This window comes from Glycomyces mayteni, from assembly GCF_042428885.1.
Lineage (GTDB): Bacteria > Actinomycetota > Actinomycetes > Mycobacteriales > Micromonosporaceae > Glycomyces > Glycomyces mayteni.
Genome location: NZ_JBHMBP010000004.1, coordinates 843,933 through 867,241, shown reverse-complemented (window position 1 = coordinate 867,241; position 23,309 = coordinate 843,933). Strand labels below are relative to the sequence as shown.

General features: G+C 71.5%; 26 protein-coding genes. 11 read left to right on the top strand and 15 right to left on the bottom strand.

The window, feature by feature from the left end:
* Positions 1-94 precede the first annotated feature (94 nt).
* The 3 genes from ACFFXY_RS19300 to ACFFXY_RS19290 all read left to right on the top strand — a co-directional run bounded on the left by ACFFXY_RS19300 (position 95) and on the right by ACFFXY_RS19290 (position 2,350).
* Positions 95-529 carry an SRPBCC family protein gene (locus ACFFXY_RS19300; RefSeq protein ID WP_382354254.1) on the top strand — a complete coding sequence of 145 codons (435 nt, stop codon included), beginning with the start codon at positions 95-97 and terminating at the stop codon, positions 527-529.
* A gap of 110 nt (positions 530-639) precedes the next feature.
* Positions 640-1,812, top strand: a complete 1,173-nt coding sequence (locus ACFFXY_RS19295) for a winged helix DNA-binding domain-containing protein (protein WP_382354251.1) — start codon at positions 640-642, stop codon at positions 1,810-1,812.
* Between the two features lie 61 nt (positions 1,813-1,873).
* Positions 1,874-2,350, top strand: coding sequence for an OsmC family protein (locus ACFFXY_RS19290; protein ID WP_382354248.1), 477 nt, complete (start codon positions 1,874-1,876; stop codon positions 2,348-2,350).
* Here ACFFXY_RS19290 and ACFFXY_RS19285 read toward each other — a convergent pair.
* A complete protein-coding gene (locus ACFFXY_RS19285) occupies positions 2,347-2,958 on the bottom strand; it encodes a cellulose binding domain-containing protein (RefSeq protein ID WP_382354245.1) in 612 nt (203 codons plus the stop codon). The two genes, ACFFXY_RS19290 and ACFFXY_RS19285, sit on opposite strands and share 4 nt — an antisense overlap.
* Positions 2,959-3,339: 381 nt before the next feature.
* On the opposite strand from ACFFXY_RS19285, the gene ACFFXY_RS19280 reads away from it, so the two are divergent.
* Complete coding sequence (locus tag ACFFXY_RS19280) at positions 3,340-4,293, top strand: NADP-dependent oxidoreductase (RefSeq protein WP_382354242.1); 954 nt, start codon at positions 3,340-3,342, stop codon at positions 4,291-4,293.
* On the opposite strand, the gene ACFFXY_RS19275 is transcribed toward ACFFXY_RS19280, so the two are convergent.
* Positions 4,280-4,663, bottom strand: a complete 384-nt coding sequence (locus ACFFXY_RS19275; RefSeq protein ID WP_382354239.1) for a MerR family transcriptional regulator — start codon at positions 4,661-4,663, stop codon at positions 4,280-4,282. The two genes, ACFFXY_RS19280 and ACFFXY_RS19275, sit on opposite strands and share 14 nt — an antisense overlap.
* Before the next feature lie 78 nt (positions 4,664-4,741).
* Here ACFFXY_RS19275 and ACFFXY_RS19270 point away from each other — a divergent pair, with 78 nt between their 5' ends.
* Positions 4,742-5,179: a hypothetical protein gene (locus ACFFXY_RS19270; protein WP_382354236.1), complete on the top strand. Its 438-nt coding sequence runs from the start codon at positions 4,742-4,744 to the stop codon at positions 5,177-5,179.
* 40 nt (positions 5,180-5,219) lie between these two features.
* Here ACFFXY_RS19270 and ACFFXY_RS19265 read toward each other — a convergent pair whose 3' ends face one another.
* The 5 genes from ACFFXY_RS19265 to ACFFXY_RS19245 form a co-directional block, all read right to left on the bottom strand.
* Positions 5,220-6,410 carry a cellulose binding domain-containing protein gene (locus ACFFXY_RS19265; protein WP_382354233.1) on the bottom strand — a complete coding sequence of 397 codons (1,191 nt, stop codon included), beginning with the start codon at positions 6,408-6,410 and terminating at the stop codon, positions 5,220-5,222.
* A 105-nt stretch (positions 6,411-6,515) separates the two neighbouring features.
* The gene (locus tag ACFFXY_RS19260; RefSeq protein WP_382354230.1) at positions 6,516-7,178 is read right to left on the bottom strand and encodes a class I SAM-dependent DNA methyltransferase; all 663 of its coding nucleotides are present in this window, start codon (positions 7,176-7,178) and stop codon (positions 6,516-6,518) included.
* A 25-nt stretch (positions 7,179-7,203) separates the two neighbouring features.
* Positions 7,204-8,019 (bottom strand): class I SAM-dependent methyltransferase, encoded by an 816-nt coding sequence (locus ACFFXY_RS19255; protein ID WP_382354228.1) that lies wholly within the window; start codon positions 8,017-8,019, stop codon positions 7,204-7,206.
* Positions 8,020-8,075: 56 nt separating this feature from the next.
* Positions 8,076-8,618: a hypothetical protein gene (locus ACFFXY_RS19250; RefSeq protein ID WP_382354225.1), complete on the bottom strand. Its 543-nt coding sequence runs from the start codon at positions 8,616-8,618 to the stop codon at positions 8,076-8,078.
* A gap of 133 nt (positions 8,619-8,751) precedes the next feature.
* Positions 8,752-9,189, bottom strand: a complete 438-nt coding sequence (locus tag ACFFXY_RS19245) for a sigma factor (protein ID WP_382354222.1) — start codon at positions 9,187-9,189, stop codon at positions 8,752-8,754.
* 417 nt (positions 9,190-9,606) lie between these two features.
* Between ACFFXY_RS19245 and ACFFXY_RS19240 the strand changes: the two genes are divergently transcribed.
* Entirely contained in the window at positions 9,607-10,557 is a 951-nt protein-coding gene (locus ACFFXY_RS19240; RefSeq protein ID WP_382354219.1) for an anti-sigma factor RsbA family regulatory protein, read from the top strand.
* A 144-nt stretch (positions 10,558-10,701) separates the two neighbouring features.
* On the top strand, positions 10,702-11,643 hold the full coding sequence (locus ACFFXY_RS19235; protein WP_382354216.1) for an aldo/keto reductase: 942 nt from the start codon (positions 10,702-10,704) through the stop codon (positions 11,641-11,643).
* A 21-nt stretch (positions 11,644-11,664) separates the two neighbouring features.
* On the opposite strand, the gene ACFFXY_RS19230 is transcribed toward ACFFXY_RS19235, so the two are convergent.
* The 4 genes from ACFFXY_RS19230 to ACFFXY_RS19215 form a co-directional block, all read right to left on the bottom strand.
* Complete coding sequence (locus ACFFXY_RS19230) at positions 11,665-12,066, bottom strand: glyoxalase superfamily protein (protein ID WP_382354213.1); 402 nt, start codon at positions 12,064-12,066, stop codon at positions 11,665-11,667.
* 134 nt (positions 12,067-12,200) lie between these two features.
* Entirely contained in the window at positions 12,201-15,164 is a 2,964-nt protein-coding gene (locus ACFFXY_RS19225) for a glycoside hydrolase (RefSeq protein ID WP_382354211.1), read from the bottom strand.
* Positions 15,165-15,206: 42 nt separating this feature from the next.
* Positions 15,207-16,358 carry a PP2C family protein-serine/threonine phosphatase gene (locus tag ACFFXY_RS19220; protein WP_382354208.1) on the bottom strand — a complete coding sequence of 384 codons (1,152 nt, stop codon included), beginning with the start codon at positions 16,356-16,358 and terminating at the stop codon, positions 15,207-15,209.
* A gap of 94 nt (positions 16,359-16,452) precedes the next feature.
* Positions 16,453-16,911, bottom strand: coding sequence for a winged helix-turn-helix transcriptional regulator (locus tag ACFFXY_RS19215; protein WP_382354205.1), 459 nt, complete (start codon positions 16,909-16,911; stop codon positions 16,453-16,455).
* 96 nt (positions 16,912-17,007) lie between these two features.
* Here ACFFXY_RS19215 and ACFFXY_RS19210 point away from each other — a divergent pair, with 96 nt between their 5' ends.
* Positions 17,008-17,868, top strand: coding sequence for an SDR family oxidoreductase (locus ACFFXY_RS19210; protein ID WP_382354202.1), 861 nt, complete (start codon positions 17,008-17,010; stop codon positions 17,866-17,868).
* Between the two features lie 66 nt (positions 17,869-17,934).
* Here the strand turns inward: ACFFXY_RS19210 and ACFFXY_RS19205 are convergent, their stop codons facing one another.
* Positions 17,935-18,747: an SDR family oxidoreductase gene (locus ACFFXY_RS19205; protein ID WP_382354199.1), complete on the bottom strand. Its 813-nt coding sequence runs from the start codon at positions 18,745-18,747 to the stop codon at positions 17,935-17,937.
* A gap of 124 nt (positions 18,748-18,871) precedes the next feature.
* Positions 18,872-19,633: an MBL fold metallo-hydrolase gene (locus tag ACFFXY_RS19200; RefSeq protein WP_382354196.1), complete on the bottom strand. Its 762-nt coding sequence runs from the start codon at positions 19,631-19,633 to the stop codon at positions 18,872-18,874.
* A 295-nt stretch (positions 19,634-19,928) separates the two neighbouring features.
* Here ACFFXY_RS19200 and ACFFXY_RS19195 point away from each other — a divergent pair, with 295 nt between their 5' ends.
* Positions 19,929-21,116 (top strand): MFS transporter, encoded by a 1,188-nt coding sequence (locus ACFFXY_RS19195; RefSeq protein ID WP_382354193.1) that lies wholly within the window; start codon positions 19,929-19,931, stop codon positions 21,114-21,116.
* A gap of 94 nt (positions 21,117-21,210) precedes the next feature.
* Here the strand turns inward: ACFFXY_RS19195 and ACFFXY_RS19190 are convergent, their stop codons facing one another.
* Both ACFFXY_RS19190 and ACFFXY_RS19185 read right to left on the bottom strand, forming a co-directional pair.
* Complete coding sequence (locus ACFFXY_RS19190) at positions 21,211-21,534, bottom strand: hypothetical protein (protein WP_382354190.1); 324 nt, start codon at positions 21,532-21,534, stop codon at positions 21,211-21,213.
* Positions 21,527-21,853: a hypothetical protein gene (locus tag ACFFXY_RS19185; protein WP_382354187.1), complete on the bottom strand. Its 327-nt coding sequence runs from the start codon at positions 21,851-21,853 to the stop codon at positions 21,527-21,529. The genes ACFFXY_RS19190 and ACFFXY_RS19185 overlap by 8 nt, the downstream gene beginning before the upstream one ends.
* Positions 21,854-22,198: 345 nt before the next feature.
* Between ACFFXY_RS19185 and ACFFXY_RS19180 the strand changes: the two genes are divergently transcribed.
* Together ACFFXY_RS19180 and ACFFXY_RS19175 are read left to right on the top strand one after the other, a co-directional pair.
* A complete protein-coding gene (locus ACFFXY_RS19180) occupies positions 22,199-23,062 on the top strand; it encodes a hypothetical protein (RefSeq protein ID WP_382354184.1) in 864 nt (287 codons plus the stop codon).
* Positions 23,022-23,273: a DUF397 domain-containing protein gene (locus tag ACFFXY_RS19175; RefSeq protein WP_335987068.1), complete on the top strand. Its 252-nt coding sequence runs from the start codon at positions 23,022-23,024 to the stop codon at positions 23,271-23,273. Before ACFFXY_RS19180 ends, ACFFXY_RS19175 begins: the two co-directional genes overlap by 41 nt.
* Positions 23,274-23,309: the final 36 nt, after the last annotated feature.

Here is a 23,309-nt window from a genome sequence, read left to right as displayed (position 1 = left end):
AATTCCGGAAAAGCCTCGGCGGGCGCGATGAATCCCCGCGCGCCGCCCCGTCTACACGTGCATACACCGAAAACCCCGAACACGGAGGATCGAGATGACCGCCAACGAGAACACCGCAGGCTTCCCCTACACGCTCACCGGCGAGGTCGACGTCCCCGTCGCCACCGTCTGGCGCGCCTGGACCGAGAACCCGCACTACGAGGCGTGGAGCTACTCCAAGCCCGGGTCCGTCGAGCTCGACGTGTCGCCCGGCGGCAAGTACACCTCGGTCGTCGTCACCCCCGACGGCCAGGAGTTCCCGATCACGGGCCGCTACATCGAGGTCGTCGAGGACAAGCTGCTGGTCATGGGCATGGACACCCCCGGCGGCGGCGAAGAGGTCATGCGCCTCGACCTCACCGACCTCGGCGAGGGCCGCACCCGCCTCGTGATCTCCCAGAACTGCGCCACGCAGGAGGAGCACGACATGGCCAAGGAGGGCAGCCAGATGCTCCTCGACTCCTGCTCCGCGTACGTCCTCACGATCTGACGCCCCCCATCTGGGACCGGACCGGCCAGGGTCCGGTCCCGGGCCCTTCCCGCGCCCTGTCCCGATCCGGTCCGCGGCCCGGTGTCGGTGGGCCCAGCTAGCCTCGGCTCATGCAGCTCACGACCCGGCGGTTGAACCGCGCGACCCTCGACCGGCAGTCCCTCCTGCACCGCGCCGCCGCCGACGTCGAGTCCGCGGTCCGCGGCGCGGTCGCCCTCCAGACCCAGTCGCCCGTCTCCGGGTACATCGGCCTGTGGAACCGCGTCGCCGGGTTCGACCCCGCCGACCTCGACGCCGCCTACAAGGCGGGCCGGGTCCTGCGCGGCAACCCCGTCCGCATGACCCTCCACACCGTCGCCGCCGACGAGTACCGCACGTTCCGCGAGGCCACCGAGCCGTCCCTCTACGCCGCCAAGCTCGGCGGCCGCATCGCCGCCGCCGGGATCACCGGCGCCGAGGCGTACGCCCTCGCCGAAGCGCTCTACGAGGCCCTGTTCGCCGCAGGCGAGGTCCGCACCGCCCGCGAATGCGAGACCTGGCTCGCCGACCGCCTCGACCCCGAGACCGCCAAGGCCGTGTGGCCCGGCATCCGCCAGTACGCGCCCGTGCTCCGCGCCCCCGGCGCGGGGCCCTGGAGCTTCACCGACAAGGTCGAGTACACCGCCGCCCCCGACCGGCCCGCCCTCCGCGACGACACCGCCGCAGACACCGCGCTCGCCGCCCTCATCCTGCGGCACATCGAGGGCTTCGGGCCCGTCTCCGTCGCAGACGTCGCCCAGTTCGCGATGGTCCAGCGCGGCCGCGTCAAGAAGGCCCTCGTCCCTCTCGACCTCGAACTCCACCAGGGCCCCAACGGCGAGGTCCTCTACGACCTGCCCGGCGCCGCAATCCCCGACGCGGACACGCCCGCGCCCCCGCGCCTGATGGCCATGTGGGACAACGTGTTCCTCGCCTTCCACGACCGCGCCCGCACCGTCCCGCCCGAGTACCGCACCACCCTCATCCGCAACAACGGCGACGTCCTCCCGATGCTCCTGGTCGACGGCCTCGCCGCGGGCGTGTGGCGCACCGTCGCGGACGACTCGGGCGAGCGCCGCATCGAGGCCACCGCGTTCCACCCCCTCCCCGACGACGTCTGGACCGCCCTCGCCGAGGAGGCCGCGGGCCTCACCGCGCTCCTCGCCGACCGCGAACCCGACGTCTACCGCAGGCACCACCACTGGTGGGACAAGCTCGCCGCCGCCGTCCCCGACCGCCAGACCGTCCTCCTCCCCGGGAAATGACCCGCCAGGACCGCCCTGGGCCCGGATACGATTCGGTTCACCGCAACGGAAGGAGCACGCCATGAGCGGCCGCGAGCACCACTACGAGGTCACCGTCGAATGGACCGGCAACACCGGCAACGGCACCGCCAAGTACTTCGACTACGGACGCGACCACGACATCACCGCCCCCGGCAAGCCCCTCATCCGCGGCAGCGCCGATCCCGCGTTCCTCGGCCAGAAGGAGCGCTGGAACCCCGAGGAGCTGCTCCTCGCCTCGCTCTCCGAATGCCACATGCTCACCTACTTCTCGCTGTGCGCGCGCGAGCGGATCGCCGTGACCGCCTACACCGACGCCGCGACCGGCACCATGACCGAGGAGAAGGGCAACAGCGGCCGCTTCACCGAGGTCGTCCTCCACCCCGTCGTCACCATCGCCGACCCCGCCAAGGCCGAGCGCGCCGCCGCGCTCCACCACGACGCCAACCGCGACTGCTTCATCGCCAAGTCCGTGAACTTCCCGGTGCTCCACAAGGTGGAGATCCGCACCGAGGCTTAAGCGGGGGTGCAGGGGACCGTCGCGGGCAGCGTCCAGCCGTCCTCGACGGCCGCCGAGAAGCTCGGCTCCACGCTCTCGCCGGGCGCGATCGCCGCGTTGAACATGATGTCGCCGTAGCGGTCCCCGTCGAGGTGCTCCAGGCCCCACGCGGCGGTGACCTCCACGCCGTCGAGGGCCAGCAGCACCTCCCAGCCGTCGATCGGCTCCGCGCCCGTGTTCGCCACGGACACCGCCACCGAGATCGACGACGACCACTCCTCGTCCAGCGACAGCGACGCCGTGCACCGCGGCCCGGCGTCCGCCGCGCTCGCCGACGAGGACTCGGCCGCGGCCGACGACGTCGGCTCAGCGGCCGTCGAAGCGGGGGAGGACTCGGGGGACTCCGGGGCCGACGCCGCGGCGCTCTCGCTCGTCGCCTCCGCCGCGGCCGTGAACTGCGGGCCCCCGGGCGTGTCCGGGTCGGCCAGGTCCGGGTCGTGCTCATCGCGCAGCGACCCGAACTGCCACACCGCCGCCACCGACACGAGCGCCGCCACGGCGACGAGGACCAGGAGCGAACGCCCGTGTATCCGGCCGCGCAGCACACCGCGATCCATCCAAGCACGCATGGGGGCACCTCCGGAGGGGTCGGGGCAGGGGCGGACGGGCCGCGCGCAGAGGCCGGCGAGAGGGGGTGCCGTGTCCACGGAGAAGCGTACAAGGCCCTTGTGCGCTGGCGAAACGCCCCGATTCATGCGAGTCGATCCCGTTGCGCCGGTGTCGTTCCCGTCTCACCCGTGTCCCTCGTCCGGGGGACGCGCGGGTCGCGGGGCGCCGGTTCTGTCGGACCCGCGCGGGAGGATCGCCGCTATCTTCCCCGGGGTGGGTGGGGGCTAGGGATGGTAATACGTGCGCGAGGCGTTCGATCCGCGTCGATCGGGTACGCACCGGTGTAGATTCAGGCCGGGCGCAGCCGGGCGTCCGCCGGTCAGGACCGAAGGGGACCCCTTATGCGCGCCGTCGTCGCCACCGACTTCCACACCGAGCCGACCGTCGCGGACCTGCCCGTCCCAGAGCCGGGCCCCGGCGAAGTGCTCGTCAAGATCGCGGCCGCGGGCGTGAACCCGTTCGACTGGAAGGTCGTCGAGGGCGCCATGCGCGGGTCGGTCCACCACGAGTTCCCGCTGGTCCTCGGCTCCGACGGCGCGGGCACGGTCGTCAGCGCCGGGGAGCCCGGCCCGACCGACGCCCGCTTCGAGCCCGGGGACCGCGTGTTCGGGCAGTTCATGGACGTGCAGCTCGGCCGCGGCTCCTACGCCGAGTACGCGATCACCAAGGCCGCCAAGCTCGCCCGCCTCCCCGACGCGCTCGACTTCGCCACCGCCGCCGCGATCCCCACCGCCGGGGCCGCCGCCCACGACTTCGTGGAGGGCACCGGGGCCGGGCCCGGTCAGACGCTCCTGGTCAACGGCGCGTCCGGGGGCGTCGGGCAGGCCGCCGTGCAGCTCGCCGCCGCCCAGGGCATCCGCGTGATCGCCACCGCCGACCCCGCCACCGCGGACCTCCTGCGCGAGCTCGGCGCGGCCGAGACCGTCGACTTCACCGCGGGCCCCACCGCCGACCAGGTGCGCGAGGCGCACCCCGACGGCATCGACGCGGTCGTGGACCTCGTCTCCGACGCCGACACCATCGAGCCGATCGCCCTGCTGCTCAAGCCGAACGGCGCGATCGTCTCCTCCAACGGAGCGGTCGACGCCGAGCTGCTCTCCGGCAAGGGCCTGCGCGGCTGGAACCTCTACGCCAACGCCCGGCCCGCGACGCTCGCGTCCCTCGCCGAGTCCGTCCAGAGGGGACAGATCCGGTTCCTCATCGACCATGAAGCGCCCCTTGGGGACGCCGCGGCCGCGCTCGACCGGCTCAAGGCCGGGAAGTCCCGCGGCAAGACCGTGCTCACCGTCGCCTGAGGCCCGGCCGCCGGGCCCGGTCCGGCTCCAGCGGGCATCCCGTGCCCGCCCGCGCGGCCAGCTCGGCGCGCAGGGACGCCAGCTCCGCGATCTTCGCGTCCACCGCGGTGATCCGCTCCGCGAACAGCGCCGACAGCGCCGCCGCCGAGTCGGGGGCCTCGCGCAGCTCCGCGCCGTGCCTGCCGATCTCGGCGAGCGAGAACCCGAGGCGCTGCGCCGTGCGCACGTAGTCGAGCCACGGCACGGCCTCCTCGGGGAAGTCCCGGTACCCGTTGGGGGACCGGTGCGACTCGACCAGCCCGATCCGCTCGTAGAACCGGATCGCGTCCCGGCTCAGCCCCGACCGCTCCGACAGCTCCCCGATTCGCATGACCGCTCCCTCGCGATTTGACCTTGGAGTGCACTCCACCGTTTACGGTAGCCCGACCCGAACGAACGGAGCGACCCCATGACCGCCGTCCACGACACCACCGCCACCGACACCGTTGCGTCGCAACGATCCCCGTACCTCAACTTGGTCCGCGCCAGCGCCGTCTACGACCTCGTGGTGACCGCCGGGTTCGCCACGCCGTGGACCCTCGCCCTCGTCCACGCCGCCCTCGACGGCCTCAGCGGCGCGCTCGGCCTCGGCGCGTTCCCCGCGCTCGACCCGATGCAGGTCCTGTACGCGAACCTCATGGGCTCGGTCGTCCTCGTGTGGTCCCTGCTGCGGCTGCTGCGCACGCAGCGCGTCCACGGCCTGTTCGACGGGGCCGCACGGGTGCTGTTCTCGCTGTGGATGGCGTACGCGCTCGCGCACGGCGGCCCGGACCTCCTGTGGGGGTTCCTGGCCGTCGAGGTCGCCTGGGGCGTCGTGCAGCTCGCGCCGTGGGCCCGGCGGCGGTGAGGGCCGCCCCGCCTCTCCTCAGGAGCGGGGCGGCCCCGCTTCAGCAGCCGATCCTGCTCGGCCCGAACGCGACGTCGTCGTACCAGACGGTGTCGGCGTCGTTCCCGTAGCTCTCCCAGCCGAGCCGCAGGTCCGCGAGGTCGGGGTTCCACCCGGACTTGGAGAGCCACTGCTCGTCCACGTCGTGGGTGGGGACCCCGTCCACGGTGAGGCCGGTGACGGCTTCGCCGTCGATCCAGGTCGCGAGGTTCCCGCCGCTGATCTGGTACTCCACGCACACCCAGGTGTTCACGGGGAACGGCGCGCTGAGCGCGACCCCGGCGGGGCTCTGGGCGGGCAGGGTCGCGTCGTCGGACTCGCGGTTCCACTGGAGCATCGAGTTCTGGCCGCCGAGGCGCAGGTCCGAGTTCGCGTCGTTTCGGTCCTGCATGGCGATCATGGTGGTGTGGTTCTGCGGCTGGGCCGTCGAGTGGCGCATGTAGACCCGGAACCACTCGGCGTCGGCGGGCAGGGCCCGGCCGACGAAGACGTGGTTGCAGTAGGTCGCGCCGCCGTCGACGCGCACGGACTTCCCGCCGCCGTTCGCAACCGCGGTGTCCACTGTGGCAGTACCGGTGCCGGTGCAGTCCTGCGCCCCGACGCTCCACGCGCCGCCCGGGACGGTCCCGGCCTGGTCCTCGAAGCCGTCGCAGACGGCCCCGGCCGGGCAGTCCCCGGGCGGGTCGGTCGGCTCCTCGGTGGGCTCGTCGGTGGGCTCCTCAGTGGGATCGTCGGTCGGGTCCTCGCTCGGGGTGTCGGTGGGCTGCTCGACCGTGCCGCACTCGACCCCGTTGAGCGTGAAGGAGGCCGGGGCGGCCCCGGAGCCGGAGACGACGAGCCCGAACAGCTCGCGGGTCTGCCCGGCGGCGACGGCGGCGTTCCAGCCGACGTCCGATCCGGTGAAGGCGGTCCCGGACTGGGACCACGCGACGTTCCAGGCGCTCTGCACCTGCGCGCCGGGCTTGAGCTGGAACCCGATCTCCCAGCCGTCCACGGCGCCGTCGGCGGCGGTGAGGGAGACGGCGGCCTGGTGGCCCGTGCCCCAGTCGCTCACCACCTTGTAGTCGAGCGCTTGGCAGCCGACGGCGTGCGCCGGGCCCGCCGTCACGATGCCCAGCGTCGCGGCGGCCACCGCCGCCGCCAGGGCGACGGCCGCGGCGAGGCGCCGCGGCCGGGTTGGCATGGATGCCATGCAGGTACTCCTCTGCTCGGATCCGCTTCACCCCAACCCGACGGCGGACAGGCTTATCTATCGATACTAATAAATATCATGATTTACCCGTGCGTGGGAGCGCGCCTACGAATTCTCCGGGACCGGTTTGCGCATCACGAGGTGGCAGAAGTGGAACCCGCGCACCGGGTCCTCCTCGGGCGCCTCCACGAGCCGCGCGACCTCCGCGAACCCGGTGTCCGCCAGCAGGTCCGACACCCGCTGGTACGACCACTGCCAGGCGGGCGCGACGCGGTGGTCGAACGGCAGGGCGAGCGCGTCGGTCCGGTCGGTGGCCTGGAAGCTGAGCGACAGCAGCCCGCCGGGGGCGAGCACCCGGTGGAACTCGGCGAAGACCCCGCCGATCCGCTCGGGCGGGGTGTGGATGATCGAGGCCCGCGACAGCACGCCGCCGAGGCCGCCGTCCGGCAGGTCGAGCGCGCTCATGTCGCCGGTCGCGAACCCGATCCCGGGGTGCTCGCGCTTCGCGAGCGCGACCATCTCCGGCGAGAGGTCGATGCCGCGCACGTCCAGTCCGAGCGCGTGCAGGTACCCGGTGACATGCCCTGGGCCGCAGCCGATGTCGGCCACGGGACCGGCGTCGGCCCCCTTGGCCAACTCGGCGAACGCGTCGATCATCGCCCGGTCGAAGTGGTGCTCGCGCAGGGAGTCCTTGAACATGTCGTAGTAGAGCTGCGCGAACTCGTCGTACTGGGTCCGCGTGACGCTCCGGTATTCGGGTTCGGTCATGGCACGAGACCTTATCGCGTCGCGTTCAGGGCCGCCAGATCACGATCTCGACGCCGCGCATGCGCTCGGCGAACCGCCCGTCCGGGGCCGCCTCGCGCAGCAGCGCGCGCAGGTCCGCCTCGAAGTCGCCGAGCCGGTCGCCGAAGTGGTGCGGGGCCGAGCTCGACAGCGAGAGCACGGCCGCCACCACTTCGTCCTCGCTCCGCTCGACGGTGCGGCCCCCGTCGAGGGCGATCCGCTCGGGCCCGGCGTACCCGGCCCGGGCGAGCACGTCCTCCTCGAAGCCCTTGGTGCCGCCCGGGAGCACGCCCTGGCCGGCGCGGCGCACCGGCCCCAGGTAGCGGGCGACGAGCGCGTCGATCCCGTCCCAGGGCGGGGCCGGGAGCGGCAGCGGCTCGCCGGTCTCGACGCCGCGGTGGGTGGTCGCGCCGATGTGGACCCAGGCGCCTTCGGGGCAGATCATGCCGCGCACGCGCTCGGCGACGTGCTCCTGCTCCATCCAGTGGAACGACTGCGCGAACGTGACGACCCGGAACGTCCCGAGCCCGGCGGGGAGGGCCTCGGCCCGCATGCGGCGCCAGTCGATGCCGGGGGCCTTGAGCCGCGCCTCGGCGATCATCCCGGGGTCGGCGTCCACGCCGACGGCCTCGGCGAACAGGGGCGCGAGGAGCACGGTCAGCGAGCCGGGCCCGCAGCCCACGTCGAGGAGCCGCCCGGTCCCGTCGAGGCCGAGCGCGTCGCGCACCGCGTCGGCCAGGCCCGGCGGGTACGGCATCCGCCCGGTCCCGTAGTGCGCGGCGGCGCCCGCGAAGAGCGTCTCGTCCCATTCCCAGGCGTCCATCCCGGGGATGCTACCGGTGTCCGGTGCGCCGTCCGAGCGCATTTCCCCCCGGCGGGTCACTCCGCCGCGCCGGTGAACGCGGTCCGGAAACTGCGGTGGCTCGCCATGTGCGCCAGGTACTTCGGGTCGGTGACGCGGATCGTGAACCCCGCCTGCCCGCCGTCGGCCTCCGGGTCGACCGCGAACGACGCGATCACCGAGTCGGCCCGCCGCCGGAATTCCTCGCCCTGGGGCTTGGTCAGCAGGTACGCGTGCCCCTCGGCGCTGCCCGCGCTCCCGTCGATCCGTCCCTCGTACTCGTTGTAGGCGTTGACCTCCGGCTCGACGCGCTCCTTGGTGCGGCCGTCGAGCACGAAGCCCTCGCCGTCGATCCACACCCGCTTGCCGAGGATGAGCTCGAAGCACTCCGCGAACTCCGCGGCCGTCGCCGGGTCGATGTCGGTGGCCCCGAAGCCCTGGAACCACGCGTCCATGAGCAGTTGCAGCCCGAATCCGCTGCCGCGATCGAACCGGACGTCTTCGCCGATGAGGCTCGTGAGCGTCCCGTCGAGCGTGTTTCCCTCACGGCCCCAGGTCCACACGTCGAAGATGTACGTCATGGCCGTGAATCATAACCAGTGCGGGCAATTCCGGCGAACGTAGTGATAGATCACACTCGATATCTCCGGCGGAAGCGGTTCCACGGGAGGAGATCCCGGGGCGGGCGGCACGCGCCCCGGGACGATCAGGGGGTCAGGTGCGGGAGGTCCGGAGGGCTCCGACTTCGGGTGCCTCGCGCAGGCGCCGGTCGAGGTCCTCCAGTGCCGCCGCGAGGGCGCGGGAGACCGGCACCGGATCGGTCTCGGCCTCGGGCCTCCGGCGGACCTCGTCCATCATGGACGGGATCGCGTAGGCGAGGAAGTCGCCCTGCGCGGGGTCGAACCCGTCGACGGCCCGGACGAGTCCGGTGAAGGCCGCGCGGAGCAGCTCCGTTTCGTCGGCTCCCTTGGCCGAGTAGCACTTCGCTATGTGCATCGCCAATTCCAGGTGGCCGATGACGAGCCGGTCGCGCACCGCGGTGCGCCTCGGGTCGGATTCGGGGAGCGCCGCGAGCCGGTCGAACAGCGCTTTGCGCGCCCGGTCGCCGCCGCGTCCGAGCATGGAGATTGCAGCAGGGGGTCGTGGAACCATGACGGTCACCGCCTAACAGCGGTCGAATCGGCCTCCGGGGCGGACCGGAGCTTCGACGAGCGGACCGCGTGAGCGGCAAGGCGGACGCCGGCGGGATGCGGGCGACCCGCTGCGGAGGGGTCCGTTCCCGCGACGGGCCCGGGGGCCCGTCACCGTTCGATGTCCGCTGGAGCACGTCAGACGACTCTTGTCCCGTACCTGACCGGCATCGCAAGCACCGGTCCACGCGGGTACCCGAAATTCTCCACTGTGCTTCCACGATAATCCCGGACCGCAGGTCTGTCACGGGGGCTTATGCCCCCAATGTGGAGTGGTGGTTGAAACGGGGCCGCCGGAGGTTTAGACTGATTCTCGTCATCCCGCATCGCCTTTCGGCGAATATTCCATGAAGATCCTTGTGGTCAAAGGAGTCTCGCGTTGGCCCCCGATGCCGGTACTGCGACCGGCGACCCCTTCAGGCACACCGCCCTCACGTACTCGGGAGACGACGAGTACCTCACCGGCACGATCCCGTTCATCGAGGAGGCGCTCGCCCGCTCCGCACCCGTCGCGATCGCCGTCCCCGAGGAGCGCTTCCTCCTGCTGCGGAGGGCCCTGGGCGTCTCGGTCGACCGCGTCCGGCTGCTGAACATGTCGGAGGTCGGGGCGAACCCCGGCCGCATCATCCCCGGCGTGCTGCGCGCCTTCACCGACATCCATGCGGGCCAGCGGTCCTGGGTCGTGGGCGAGTCGAACTGGGCGGGCCGCACCGACCTCTACTACCCCGCGTTCGCGCAGCACGAGGCGCTCGTCAACTACGCGTTCGCCGGGCGCGACGTCGCCATGCTGTGCCCGCACGACGCCGACGTCCTCGACGCCAGGGCGCTGTCCGACCTCCGCGCGTCCCACCCGGTCTACACCGACCGGGCCGGGGAGCACGCCAGCGCCGAGTTCGACCCGGGCCGGATCGTCGAGGACTACAACACGCCGCTGAAGCCGCCGCCGAGGTTCGCCGTCGAGCGGGCCGTGGCCGTGGACACGGTCGACAACGCCCGGTGGTTCGTCGTCGCCTTCGGGCGGCGGGCGGGCCTGACGGGCATCCAGCTCATCGACCTGGAGATCGCGGTGACGGAGCTGCTCATCAACAGCGTCTTCCACGGCGGCGGCACGGCCGCGCTCCACATCTGGACGGACGACCGCATGCTGGTGTGCGCCGTGACCGACGCGGGCCGCATCACCGACCGCATGGCCGGGCGGCGCCCGATCGACGCCACGCAGCCGTTCGGGCGGGGGCTGCTGCTGGTCAACAGCGTCGTGGACCTGCTGCGCACCTACTCGGGGGAGCAGGGCACGGAGATGCGCATCCACCTGCGGCTGCTGGACGACTGAGGGCCCGGGCCCGGACGGCCGTCCGGATACCGCAGAGGCGCGCCGGGAACGTGTGAAAGGATCGCTTCGGAAATCGCCCGGCGTGCGCCGGGCCGGGGCCGCGCCGCCGCGCCTCCCCGGGAGCCCACCACGGAAGGCCACGCCATGACCAAGCTCGGCAGGACCGACATCGACGTCTACCCGCTCGTATTGGGCACCAACACCTTCGGATGGACCACCGACGAGGCCGAGGCGCACCGCATCCTCGACGCGTTCGCCGACGCGGGCGGCACGCTCGTGGACACCGCGGACTCGTACTCGGCGTGGGTCCCCGGCAACGGGGGCGGGAAGTCCGAGGCCGCGATCGGCTCGTGGCTCGCCAAGCACCCCGGGCGGCTCATGGTCGCCACGAAGGTCTCGCAGCACCCGGAGTTCAAGGGCCTGTCGGCCGCGAACGTCAAGGCCGCCGCGGAGGCGTCGCTGCGGCGCCTCCAGTCCGAGGCGATCGACGTGTACTACGCGCACTTCGACGACGCCGACACCCCGCTGGAGGAGACCGTCGCCGCGTTCGACGCGCTCGTCACCGACGGCAAGGTCAGGCACGTGGCCGTCTCCAACTACAGCCCCGAGCGCCTGCGCGAGTGGCTCGACATCGCCGAGCGCACCGGCGCGGCCCGCCCGGTCGCCTTGCAGCCCAAGTACAGCCTGGTCAGCCGGGCCACGTTCGAGCCGGGCCTGCGCGACATCGCGGTCGCCGAGGACCTGAGCGTCTTCCCCTACCACGCGCTGGCGAGCGGCTTCCTCACCGGGAAGTACCGCACGGAGGCCGACCTGGAGCAGAGCGTGCGCGGCGGCTCGGCCGCGAAGTACCTGAACCCGACCGGTCTCGCGGTCATCGACGGGCTCGCGGCGATCGCGCGGGACCACGGCGTCGCGGTCGGCACGGTGGCGCTCGCGTGGGTCCGCAGCCGCCCGGGCATCGCCGGGCCGATCGCGGGCGCCCGCGAGCTGGACCAGCTCGCCCCGCTCCTGGCCTCGGCCGAACTCGACCTCTCGCAGGACGAGCTCGACACCCTGACCGCGCTGTCCGACGCCGTGGGCGCGTAGGCGGTCCGCGGGGCCCGGGGGTCATGCCGCCTCGTCGAACCTGAGCGTGTTCCCGAACGGGTCGCCGACCGTCAGGGTGCGCGACCCCCAGGGGGCGTCCTCGATTCCGGGCCGCGCGTACGGGTAGTCCTTCGCGGCGAGTTCGGCGTGGAACGCCTCGATGCCGCGGATCGGCACGAAGCAGGCCGTCCCCGGGGTCCCGTCGCCGTGGTGCTCGCTCAGGTGCAGCACCGCGGCGCCGCGCTCGACCTGCATGTACAGCGGCAGGTCAGGCTCGAAGCGGTGCTCCCAGGCCACCGCGAACCCCAGGTAGCCCACATAGAACTCGCGGGCCTTCTCGACGGAGAAGATCCGCAGGATCGGCACCGGCGGCGCGATCGCGATCGGTGCGTCGGTCTGCTCGACGGCCGGGTCGTCGGTCATGGCGTCGTCCCCCTTCGGTCGCCCTGTCGCGACCGCGCAAGCCTAGATCCGGGGTCCGACATCCGGGCCCGGAACGGGACGGGACCCCCACCGCCGACCTGCGATGAGGGCCCCGCCCGTGTGCCACCCGCCCGCTACGCGGCCGGGGCCTTCGCGTAGACCTCGATCTCGCTCAGGATGATCCACCCCGCGGTCCCGCCGGAACCGGCGGTCATGACCACCCGCACGGCGGACGTCTTCGCGTTCACCTCCACGTCGATCACCGGGACCTCGTCGGTCGGCACGTCGGCGAAGCCCGCGTCGACCCAGTTCCCGTCCGCGTCGAGGTACTGCACGGTGAGCGTGTCGGCGTACGAGGGCCGGCCGCCGTCGCTCCAGAAGTAGGAGACGACCCGGGTCACGTCCCGCACCTGCGGCAGCTCCACCGTGATCGTGTCCTCGGTGTTGAACGGGCCGGACTTCCAGTTCGACCACGCCTTGTCCGTGAGGACCCCGTTGCGCAGCGCCGCGGTCGAATAGCCCGGCTCGGTGTACGTCGCCGAGACCGTCGTCCCCTCGGCGAGCGCCGCGTTGGCCTCGACCGGGTCGGTGACCTCCACGTCCACGACCGCGGGCAGCTCCGTCCCGTCCACGAGCACCGCCGTGCCCGCGATCCGCACGGTCCCGTAGTCGTCGAACGCGCCCTCCGCGGGCGCCTCCCACATCACCGGCACCGCGGCCTCGGTCCCGTGGTCGCCCAGCGCGGTCACCGTCTCCGGCAGCGGCGGTGAGTACCCCGGGTAGGTCTTCGCGGAGGCCGGGGCGGTCTCGGAGAACGTGTCGACGCTGACCTTCGCCTTGGCGCGGAACGTGTTCCCGAGCGCGTCCACCGCCTCGCCGAACACCGTCACCGTCTTCACCCGGTTCCAAGCGGACTCGCGCGGCATGTCCCACTCGACCGGCAGCGCCCCGCGCACCCCGTCGCGGAACACGCCCGGCACCGTCTCCGGCAGGACCGGCACGAACCCGGGCACGGTGTACGCGCTCACCTGCTGCGCCCGCAGCACGGTCTCGTCCACCACGCCCCAGCGCTGGTTGGGCGCCGAGGTCGGCGTGTACGTCTGCACCGGCGACCCGTCGGCGGTCGCCTCACCCCACACGTCCAGGACCAGGCCCGTGCCCACGTTCACCGGCACGTACGTGCCGTCGCCGGTGGTCGACAGGTACCACGTCGCCGCCGCGGAGGGCTCGCCCCCGCCGGGCTCCAGGACCGCGAGCCCGTCGCTGATCGCCAGGCGGGAACCGGTGGCCGCGTTGACGATCGAGTACCGCTCGATGTTCGTGTAGCCCTCGGTGAGCCGCTCGACCTCCCACAGCTGCTCCCCGTCGGAGGCGTCGTCGGTCTCGATCACGATCCCGGCGCCGTCCGCGCTCGGCGCGATCGACTTGCCGCTCTGCACGCCGTCGAAGCGGTACACGTGCCCGTCCTGGAACAGCGCCGCGTCGCAGTCCACGCCCGAGACGCCCTCGACCACGAACGTCGTCACCGACTTCGCGGGCACCGTCAGCGTCGCCTCGCCGCCGCGCACGCGCACCGCGTCGCCCTCGACCAGCGCGCCGTCCGCGCTCGTGACCACCGGGGTCACCGAGGCGCCCCGCCCGATCCGCTCGAACCCCGACAAGTCCAGCGTGACCTCCACGGCCGCGTCGGCGCTGTTGGTGTACACCACGTTCGCGCCCTTGCCGTCCGCCTCGACCGCCGCGGTCGCCGCCGCGCTGTCGGTGGCGATGACGTGGTCGCCCGGCTCGATGTAGTGCGTGAAGTTCTGGATCGTGTAGTACTTCGTGTTCACCTTGATCGGGCACGTCTCCAGCGTGTCCTCCGCGGTGCAGTCGAACGGGAGCTGGATCGAGCCCCAGCTGTGGCCCGCGGCCACGTCCTCGACCGGCTGCCACAGCACCCACGCCGTGGGTTCCAGCTCGCGCAGGTCGTCGGTGATCCGCGAGGCGATCCCGATGCCGTTCTCCATCGACGTGTAGTCCTGGCCGGAGGTCCACGACCCCTCGACCTCGCTCATCCACAGCGGCTTGTCCGCGGCCTTCGCGAGGTCGCGGGCGCTGGTGCGCTGGCCGGTGCCGTACGTGTGGACGTTGAGCTGCTCCACGTTCGCCCGGGACTGTTCGGTGTACGCGTTCCAGTTGCGCACGAACGTGCCCGGGTTCGTCTCGTCCATCGCCGACACGACCGCGTCGAGCTCGGACGCCGACAGCCGCTCGGCGAGCGCGTTGATGACCAGCTGCTGCGACTCGGGCCCGGCGTGCGCGCCCTCCTGGCGTCCGCCCGTGGGCTGCACGCCGTCGGGGCCCAGCTGGGTACTCCAGTAGTTCGTGTTCGGCTCGTTGAGCGGGTCCACGGTGTCGAACTCGATGCCGTGCTCGGCCTCGACGCGCTCCATGACCTCGGTCAGGTACAGCGCGAACTCGTCCACGGTGTCGGCGCGAATCTGGTCCTGGTTCGCGTCGAACCCGCCCGAGACGTACCCGGAGACGGTCTGGAAGTACGGCGGCGAGTTCGAGAACGCCTCCCAGTGCGTGACGTCGTCCTTGACGGCGTCGATCCACCACCGCTGATTCGCGTCGGCGTCCCAGTTCCAGTGCTCAGGGTTCTCGGGGTCCCACCAGTCCTTGTCGGCCTGCGTGGTGCCCTCGGGGGCGGCCCACCAGCCGGGGACGGCGGAGGCGCCGCCGCGCAGGTACTCGTCGTCGATGTTCGGGGCATTGCCGCCGCCGATGTTGTACCTGGCGATGTTCAGGTTCAGGCCCTCGTCGCCGAAGACCATCTCCGCCAGTTCGTTCCGGATCTCGTCGGGGTAGCCGCCGGTGGCGTTCGCGAACCACACCAGGCTCGTGCCCCACCCCTCGAACTCGGCCTGCCGGTAGGACGGGTCGAGGACGACGGTGACCGCGTCGGCGTCGGCCTCCTCGGCGCTGGCGGTGAGCGCGGGCAGGCTCGGCGCGGCGACGGCCGCCGCGAGCCCGGCGGCCCCGACGGCAGCGACGCCGCGTCTGAAGCCGTTGCGGCGCGGGCGATGCGCACGCGGGGGACGGGGGGATGACATCGTCGTCTCCTTCGGGGGGTTCCAATCGAATCATTTGGATATTCACACAGAACCGAACGGTTGTAAACACCCTTCGTATAACCGATTGAATAACTCCGCGCCGGGACCGCTCCCGTACACCCGCGTCACCGCCAGGATCGACACGTCGTCGTCCATCCGCACCGCGAACCGCGACGCGTCCTCCCACACGAACTCCACCAGCGCCCGCGGCGTCGGCGTCACCAGCCCGTCGAGGTGCTCCGCCAGCGGGTAGTACCGCCCCTCCGCGTCCCGCGCCTCCACCAGGCCGTCGGAGAACGCCAGGAGCGTCGCGTCGATCTCGAACGGCACCGCCGCCGGGCCCCGGTGCCGCACCGGCTCGGCCAGCCGCAGCCCCAGCACCGGCGCGGTCTTCAGCTCGACCTCCTCGACCCGCTCGCCCCGCAGCAGCAGCGGCGGCGGGTGCCCGCACGACAGGAGCCGCACCTCGTCGCACTCGTCGGAGAACTCCGCGAGCAGCACCGACGCGAACAGCTCCGGGATGTACCCGTGCGCGCCGTCCTCCAGGATGCGCCGCTCCAGCCGCCACGCCACCCCGCCGAGGTCCGCCTCGTCGAGGATCGCCTCGTGGAACACCGACAGGAGCATCGAGGCCGCGCCGACCACGTCGAGCCCGTGCCCCTGCACGTCGCCGAGGATCAGCCGCGTCCCGTACGGGCTCGGCCGCACGTCGAACAGGTCCCCGCCGATGCTCGCGCCCTGCTGCGCCGAGTGGTACAGGCCCGCGCACGCGAGGTCCCCGACCCGCTCGGGCAGGTCCGGCAGGACCGCGCGCTGCGCGGCCTCGGAGACCGAGAGGACCGTGACCAGGCCCTTCTCGAAGCGCTGGCGGATCCAGGAGATGCCGATGGCCGTGGCGAAGACGATGCCGACGACGACGATGTCGTCCACCGCGAAGCGGCGCGCGACCGGGATCGGGGCGGCCACGACGACGAGCGCCATCACCGCGATCGCGCCGGTCCAGACCGGCCCGAGCACGAACGCGGCGAGCACGGGGACGACGGCCATGGCGATGCCCGCGTGGAGCGGGTCGGGCTGGAAGAGCAGGAAGAACGAGGCGCCGAAGAGGGCGACGAGCGGCAGCAGCCGGACCCACAGCGGGATAGCCGTGGCCGGACGCAGTCCTCCCAGGAACGTGGCCCGCGCGCTAGCCATGGCCCGAGTCTAGGGGTCCGGTGCGGTGCCACCTGCGGTTTCGCGCAGTTCGGGCGAACCGTTAGGACACTGCGGCGTAGGACTCGGCGTCGGCCTAAGCGTCGGTCTCGGCCGCGGCGGGCCGGTGCGCGGCGCGGTCGCCGTCGTATCCGGCCTGGGCGTCGAGGACCTCGCCCATGTTCGCGTACAGGTACGACACCATCTCGCGCAGCCGCGCCTCCATGCCCGCGCCGATCTCGGTGAGGCGGTACTCCACGCGGGAGGGGAAGCGGTCGGAGGCGTTGCGCAGCACCAGGCCGTCGCGTTCGAGGTGGCGCAGGCCCTGCGAGAGGGCCTTGTCGTTGATGCCGGCGACGGCGCGGCGGATCTCGCTGAACCGCCGCGGGCCGTCGTGGAGCGACAGCACAATGAGCGTGCCCCAGCGCCCCGTCACGTGGTCGAGGACCGGTCGTGACGGGCAGTCCTCGGCGAGGACCTCGAACTCGGCGAGGTCGGGGCGACCGCTGAGGTCTTGGAACTCGGCGAGGACGTGCGGGACGGGACGGGTGGTCATGCGTTCATGTTACCTCCGCGATAGTACTTTCATTTTGATTGTGCTTTCATTTAGAAAGTGAAATGATCGTCGCAATCGACACTGAAGGAGCAGCACATGCACGTCGTCACCGGTGCCACCGGCAAGCTCGGGACCCTCGCGGTCGAGGGCCTCATCAACCAGGTCCCCGTGGAGCAGATCGCCGTCGTCGTCCGCGACCCGGCCAAGGCCGCCCGCTTCGGCGAGCTGGGCGTGGAGGTCCGCCAGGGCGATTACAGCGATCCGGCCTCGCTCGCGGACGCGTTCCGCGAGGGCGACCGGGTCTTCTTCATCTCCGGCAGCGAGGTGGGGCAGCGCGTGCCGCAGCACAAGGCCGTCATCGACGCCGCCAAGGCCGCGGGCGTGGCGCTCCTGGCGTACACGAGCGTCCTCGGCGGCCCGGCCGCCGACTTCGAGCTGGCCCGCGAGCACCAGATCACCGAGCGGTACCTCATCGACTCCGGCGTGCCGTACGCGCTGCTGCGCAACGGCTGGTACCACGAGGTCTACACCGAGGCGATCGGCCAGTCCCTCGCGAACGGCGGCCTGCTCACGAGCGCCGCGGAGGGCTCGCGCGTCGCCTCGGCCGCGCGCGCCGACTACGCGGCGGCCGGGGTCGCGGTGCTCACCGGCGAGGGCCACGAGGGCGCCGAGTACGAACTCAGCGGCGACGAGGCCTGGTCCCTGGAGGAGTACGCCGCCGAGGTCTCGCGCGCGATCGGCAAGGACTTCCCGATCAACCGCGTCACGCCCGAGGTCCACCGCGGCATCCTCGAAAGCGTCGGCCTCCCGCCCACGCTCGCCCCGGTCATCGCCGGGATCGACGACGCCGTCTCCCGCGGCCTCCTCGCCGGCACCAGCGGCGACCTCTCCCGCCTCATCGGCCGCCCGACCACCCCGATCGCCGAGTCCATCGCCCAGGCCGCGAAGGCCCTGTAGCGCAACGCAGGACAGCGGAAAGCGGCCCGCGGGGGAGCACCCCCGCGGGCCGCGACGCCGTCGCGGCTAGCGGAAGGCGTCGGCGTGCTCGCGGGCCCAGTCGTCGAAGGTCCGGGCGGGGCGGCCGGTGACGAGTTCGACCGTGTCGGAGGGGCGGAGGGTCCATCCGGGCGGGTCGGCTCGCCAGCCCATGACGTAGTCGATGGCGCCTTCGTCGTAGCCGAGGGCCTGCATGCGGAGGCGGCCCTGGTCCTCGTTGAGGGCGGTGAAGGCCACGTCGCGCCCGGCCGCGGCGGCGATGGCCGCGACCTGCTCGGGGACGGTCACCACCCCGGGGCCGGTGAGCGGGATCTGCTGCCCCGCAAGCGCATCGGTGGTCAGGGCGACGGCGGCGACGGCCGCGATGTCGGCCTCGTGGACCGGCGCGTGGCCGATGTGCGCGAACGGCTCGCTCACGGTGCCGCTCTCGCGGATCTCCTCGGCCCACGTCAGCGCGTTCGACATGAACTCGCCGGGCTGGAGCTCCACCGCGTTCAGCGCCGCGAACGCCTCCTCCACCGCCCCCCGGTACCCGTTCCACAGCAGCGACACCCGCTTCACGCCCGCCGCGAGGGCGGCCGACGCGAGCTGCGCGCTGCCGGGGACCGTCTCGTTCTTCGGCCCGTACGTCGTCATGAGGTGCAGCGCGGTCGCCCCGTCGAGGGCCCGCTCCAGGCTCGCCGGGTCGGCGAAGTCGCCCGCGACCGCCTCGACGCCCTCGGGGAACCGCGCGCCCGCCGGGTCGCGGGTCACCGCCCGCACCCGGTGCCCCGCCGCCGCCAGCTCCTCGACCAGGCTGCGGCCCACATTGCCCGTCGCTCCGGTGACCACGATGGTCATAAGGTCCTCCTCGGTTCGGCCCGGACCGGTTCCGGTCCGCGCTCGCCCAAGGCTAGGAACGGGATCGGCGACCGCCCTCGGTCCCGCGTCCCGGTTCTCCCTGCACCGCAGGTCCTAAGACCCCCTATTCGCCCTTCCACCAGATCTCGAAGTCGTCGAAGACGTGCTCGCCGGGTGCGCCGCCGAGGCTTCTCACGGCCCGCTGGAGGTCGCGCAGCTGCGCCACGGTCATCGGGAGCGGGGCCTCGTCGGGCTGGTAGGTCCACCCGCGCGGGTAGGAGACGCCCGGGCGCGTGGACATCTCGACGTGGCAGCCGAGCACGTGCGACACGGGGTGCGCCTCGCTCCACGCCACCAGTTTGTCCACAGTGGCCTCGAACGCCTCCCAGTCCTGCACGTACAGGCGGCCCGGGTAGAACGTGTCGCCGGTGAGCAGCAGGCGCGTCGCCCGGTCGTAGAAGACGGTGGCCGAGCGGTGGTGGCCGGGCCCGGGGATGATGTCCACGGTGCGGCCGCCGAGGTCGAGTGCGCGCGGGGTCAGCGGCCAGTCGTCGAAGCCGTAGTGGGCCACGACCTCGTCCAGGTCGGGGCCGACCACGACGGTGCGCTCGCGGTCGGCGAACTGGGCGTCCGCGGCCTTGTGGTCGCCGTGCCCGTGCGTGTGCGCCACGACCAGTTCGTAATCCGGGTTCGGGTGCTCGGCCAGGAACGCCTCGATGAGCGCGTCGACGGTGCGGCGCAGAGGGAAGTACACCGGCTCGGGGGTCGCCCCGGTGTCGACCAGGAGCGCCCGGTCGTTCCCGAAGAGCAGGAACATGAACGGGGCCTCGTAGTTGACGGACATGTTCTGCCGCATGATGATCGTGCGCGGCTCGGCGGCGTGCACCTGGATCTCCGGCGCGGGGTCGTGCTTGGCCGAGGGCCACCCCGCGTGCCAGTCGACGTTCAGGTTCAGTGGTGATTCGCTGATGGCGGTGCCTCCTTCTGCGGTGCCCCGAGCCTACGACGCCCCCGCTCAGCGGCGTGCGCGCCTCGACTCGGCCAGGAGTTTTCAGAATGGTTGGACAAACCACTGGACTAATTATCGGACGCGCGGAATACTGGTCCGCGGTGCCCCGGGGACACCTCGTCTCGTCCCCGGGGTCCCGCCCGGTCCCGCGCCCCGCTCCGGAAGGAACCCCGTGACCACCGCCGCCCCGGCCCGCCCGGCCCACCTGGAGGCCAAGCGCCGCCGCGTCCTCGCCCTCGGTGCACTCGCCTTGGGCGCCTTCGGCATCGGCCTCACCGAGTTCGTCGTGGTCGGCCTCCTCGGGCCGCTCGGCGAGGACCTCAAGGTCTCGATCCCCACCGCCGGGCTCCTCGTCACCGGCTACGCCGCGTCCGTGGCGATCGGCGCCCCGATCATGACCGCGGTCGGCGCGAACCTGCCCCGCAAGACCATGCTCGTGGTCCTCATGGCCCTGTTCATCGCGGGCAACGCGCTCGCCGCGGTCGCCACCACCTACGGCACCCTCATGACCGGCCGCATCGTCTCGGCCCTGTGCCACGGCGCGTTCATGGGCATCGGCCCGATCATGGCCGCGAGCCTCGTCGCGCCCGAGAAGCGCTCGCGCGCCATCGCGCTCATGATGACCGGCCTGACCCTCGCCAACGTCATCGGCGTGCCCTTCGGCACCGCCCTCGGCCAGCAGCTCGGCTGGCGCGCCGCCTTCTGGGCGATCACCGTCATCGGCGCGGTCGCGCTCGCCGCGATCCTCGCGTTCGTCCCGGCGCGCGCCGGGGACAAGGGCGCGGGCCTGCGCGGCGAGATCGCGGTCTTCCGCCGCCCGCAGGTGTGGGTGGTCCTGACGATCACCATGCTCGGCTGGGGCGCCGCCTACGCCGCGATCACCTTCCTGGAGCCGCTGCTCACCCGCGTCTCGGGCTTCGAGACCTCAACGGTCCCATGGCTGATGCTCCTCTTCGGCGTCGGCCTCACCGCCGGGAACCTCCTCGGCGGCCGCCTCGCCGACCGCGCCGTCATGCCCGCCCTCTACGGTACCCTCACCGCCGCCACGGCCGCCCTCGTCGTCTTCGCGTTCGCCGTCCACTCCCCGGTCCCGGCCGCGATCATGGTCTTCGTCATCGGCGCCGCCGGGTTCGCCATGGTCCCGGTCCTCCAGACCCGCGTGCTCGACGCCGCCGAAGGCGCGCCCTCCCTCGCCTCCTCGGTCAACGCCTCCGCGTTCAACGTCGGCATCGCCCTCTCCGCCTGGTTCGGCGGCCTCGCCATCGACGCCGACTGGGGTCTCACCGCCCCCATCTGGATCGGCGTCGCCATGGGCCTCGCAGCCCTCGCGGTCACGGCGGTGGCTTCGCGGAGGACGTGAGAGGGCCGGCCGACCTCCACCAAGATCGACCGGCCCGGGAAGCCCGACGGCCCGCCCGAGGTTCAATCGCCGGGCCGCCGAGCGGCTTCAGGGGTTACGCGGTGTCGGGTTCGGCGATGAGGGCCCGGCACTGTTCGAGGATCCAGGGGCACCACTGGTCGCGCCGCCAGGCGGGCGCCCACTCGGGGACGTCCTCGGCGTCGTCGGTGAACCGGCAGCACTCGCGGGCCCCGGCCCCGTCTTCGACGTCCAGGAGGTACTCGATGATCTTGGGCTTGCGCGCCGGATGCGAGCCGATCGAGTACAGCGTGAACGTCGCAGGCCCGCGCCGGAAGTCGCCCAGGTAGCCGTCGACGCCGGGCTTGCCGTCGGAGCGGAGGTTGTACGGGTCGTTGTCGGGGCGCACGCCGTTACCCATTGCAGTACCTCGTCTTGGCGGGCTTCGGGAGGCTGCCGTTGTGGAAGACCTGGAACGCCGCCGAGCGCGCCCACTCGCGCCACTCCGCCGAGCGGGTCCGCCACTCGTCTCCCCAGGTGGCATGGAGGTCTTGGGAGGTGAGGCCCGAGACGATCAGGACCAGGTCTGCACGGTTGTTGTTGGCGCACACCTGGAACGAGTCGGGCGCGTCCGCGCTGGAGGCATAGACGGTGTACTGGTGAACCCCATCGCTGAACCTCCCGCGCTCCAGCGGGTCGGGTACGGGCGCGGTCCTCGGACGGGTACTCGGATACGACATCGCTTCCTCCATTAGAGATTGTCGGATTCCCGACACTTCTGAGGCCGGGGGACCGCATTTGGTCGCTGGGAGGCACGGCCCCCCGACCTTCCACCAGTCGCAGGACGGGCCACCGAACCTGCGATGAGACCACCATAAACCACGTTTTGGCTGGTCAATGGCTATGTCTCCCTTGAAGTTCCGGCGTTCAATTATGGGGTCCCGTTCTGGGTGTTCAATTTCGGGACACCGAAATGGAACCCCGTTACGGGGCCCCGAAACTGCGACGAGTCGTGATGAATGTCCTTGGGCGTCTTTGTGCGATCATCGCTACTACCAGTGATTCGCGCAGCAAGGGAGGCCGCGATGGCAGGAACGGTCCTGAACCAGAAGTTGGCACGGTCATATCTGTTCGCTGAGGTCCACACCATCGCGGAATCGGCCGGATGGACTCCGAACCAATTTGCAAGGGTGATGGGCAAGAGCGGCAACACGATCCGGGCATGGCTGGACAGGGCGCGACTTCCGGACATCGGCAACCTGTCGCTCATCTGCGATCTCGGAGGCGTGGATGAGTCCCGCAAGAATTTCATCCTTCATGTGGGCCACCAGTTGCTGAGGGGGTCCGAGCTGATCATGAACCTGGAACAGCGAAACATGTATGTCGTCGAAAGTGCCGAGCGCACTTACGGGACCTTCATCAAGTGGGACCCGGTCTTGCCGTCCTCACTCGTTCAGACGGAAGCGTTCCACATGGTGCTTCAGCCTGATCCGCTTGAAGGCGCGGCGAGCAAGATCAAGCACTGGCTGCGGAAGGCGCAGCGCCAGGACAACTTCTTCAGTCGAATCGGAGCCCCGGGAGCGCCGACCGCGGAGATATACGTACCGGCCAGCATCTTCGGCGTGTTCGATCAGCTCTCCGCAAAGGACAGAATCGCGCAAATCGATCGGATGATCGAGGTGAACGCGATGCCTGGATGTGAGGTGCTCGTAGTCCGATCGCCTTTGATCGTTCCTTTTGCATTTGACCTGTTCAAGGCCGATGAGCGGAGCATTGCGGGGCCGGATTTCGTGTACGTGGAGACATTCGACCAGAGCCGCCACGTGGTCGAGCCCGAGCACCTTGCCGTGTATGATCAAGGCCGCAGCCTCCTGCGGGCTGACTCGCAAGGGATTGAAGGGTTTCTAGATGGTGGGATACACCGGCTGGCGAAAGAGCACCCGGAGTAGCAACACGGCGAACTCTGACTGTGTTGAGTGCCGCCAGACCTGGCGGAAGAGTTCCCGGAGCAACAACACTTCCAACGCTGACTGTGTTGAGGCCCGGAACACCGCCGCAGGATTCCAGGTGCGGGACTCCAAGCTCGGGCACGACTCCCCGGTCTTCGACCTCGGGGCTGCCGACTTCACGAGCCTCCTCCGCGCCACGGGCCGCAGCTAGGCCCCCAGAATCGAACGGCCCCCGCGCACAGCGCGG

Bases quoted from the DNA above. Each gene is read 5' to 3' on its own strand.
- ACFFXY_RS19285 (WP_382354245.1), bottom strand. From the start codon at position 2,958: ATGCGTGCTTGGATGGATCGCGGTGTGCTGCGCGGCCGGATACACGGG.
- ACFFXY_RS19180 (WP_382354184.1), top strand. From the start codon at position 22,199: ATGGCAGGAACGGTCCTGAACCAGAAGTTGGCACGGTCATATCTGTTC.
- ACFFXY_RS19265 (WP_382354233.1), bottom strand. From the start codon at position 6,410: ATGGCATCCATGCCAACCCGGCCGCGGCGCCTCGCCGCGGCCGTCGCC.
- ACFFXY_RS19255 (WP_382354228.1), bottom strand. From the start codon at position 8,019: ATGGACGCCTGGGAATGGGACGAGACGCTCTTCGCGGGCGCCGCCGCG.
- ACFFXY_RS19250 (WP_382354225.1), bottom strand. From the start codon at position 8,618: ATGACGTACATCTTCGACGTGTGGACCTGGGGCCGTGAGGGAAACACG.
- ACFFXY_RS19205 (WP_382354199.1), bottom strand. From the start codon at position 18,747: ATGACCATCGTGGTCACCGGAGCGACGGGCAATGTGGGCCGCAGCCTG.
- ACFFXY_RS19230 (WP_382354213.1), bottom strand. From the start codon at position 12,066: ATGACCGACGACCCGGCCGTCGAGCAGACCGACGCACCGATCGCGATC.
- ACFFXY_RS19290 (WP_382354248.1), top strand. From the start codon at position 1,874: ATGAGCGGCCGCGAGCACCACTACGAGGTCACCGTCGAATGGACCGGC.
- ACFFXY_RS19225 (WP_382354211.1), bottom strand. From the start codon at position 15,164: ATGTCATCCCCCCGTCCCCCGCGTGCGCATCGCCCGCGCCGCAACGGC.
- ACFFXY_RS19185 (WP_382354187.1), bottom strand. From the start codon at position 21,853: ATGTCGTATCCGAGTACCCGTCCGAGGACCGCGCCCGTACCCGACCCG.
- ACFFXY_RS19270 (WP_382354236.1), top strand. From the start codon at position 4,742: ATGACCGCCGTCCACGACACCACCGCCACCGACACCGTTGCGTCGCAA.
- ACFFXY_RS19280 (WP_382354242.1), top strand. From the start codon at position 3,340: ATGCGCGCCGTCGTCGCCACCGACTTCCACACCGAGCCGACCGTCGCG.
- ACFFXY_RS19210 (WP_382354202.1), top strand. From the start codon at position 17,008: ATGCACGTCGTCACCGGTGCCACCGGCAAGCTCGGGACCCTCGCGGTC.
- ACFFXY_RS19245 (WP_382354222.1), bottom strand. From the start codon at position 9,189: ATGGTTCCACGACCCCCTGCTGCAATCTCCATGCTCGGACGCGGCGGC.
- ACFFXY_RS19300 (WP_382354254.1), top strand. From the start codon at position 95: ATGACCGCCAACGAGAACACCGCAGGCTTCCCCTACACGCTCACCGGC.
- ACFFXY_RS19275 (WP_382354239.1), bottom strand. From the start codon at position 4,663: ATGCGAATCGGGGAGCTGTCGGAGCGGTCGGGGCTGAGCCGGGACGCG.
- ACFFXY_RS19175 (WP_335987068.1), top strand. From the start codon at position 23,022: ATGGTGGGATACACCGGCTGGCGAAAGAGCACCCGGAGTAGCAACACG.
- ACFFXY_RS19215 (WP_382354205.1), bottom strand. From the start codon at position 16,911: ATGACCACCCGTCCCGTCCCGCACGTCCTCGCCGAGTTCCAAGACCTC.
- ACFFXY_RS19220 (WP_382354208.1), bottom strand. From the start codon at position 16,358: ATGGCTAGCGCGCGGGCCACGTTCCTGGGAGGACTGCGTCCGGCCACG.
- ACFFXY_RS19295 (WP_382354251.1), top strand. From the start codon at position 640: ATGCAGCTCACGACCCGGCGGTTGAACCGCGCGACCCTCGACCGGCAG.
- ACFFXY_RS19190 (WP_382354190.1), bottom strand. From the start codon at position 21,534: ATGGGTAACGGCGTGCGCCCCGACAACGACCCGTACAACCTCCGCTCC.
- ACFFXY_RS19235 (WP_382354216.1), top strand. From the start codon at position 10,702: ATGACCAAGCTCGGCAGGACCGACATCGACGTCTACCCGCTCGTATTG.
- ACFFXY_RS19260 (WP_382354230.1), bottom strand. From the start codon at position 7,178: ATGACCGAACCCGAATACCGGAGCGTCACGCGGACCCAGTACGACGAG.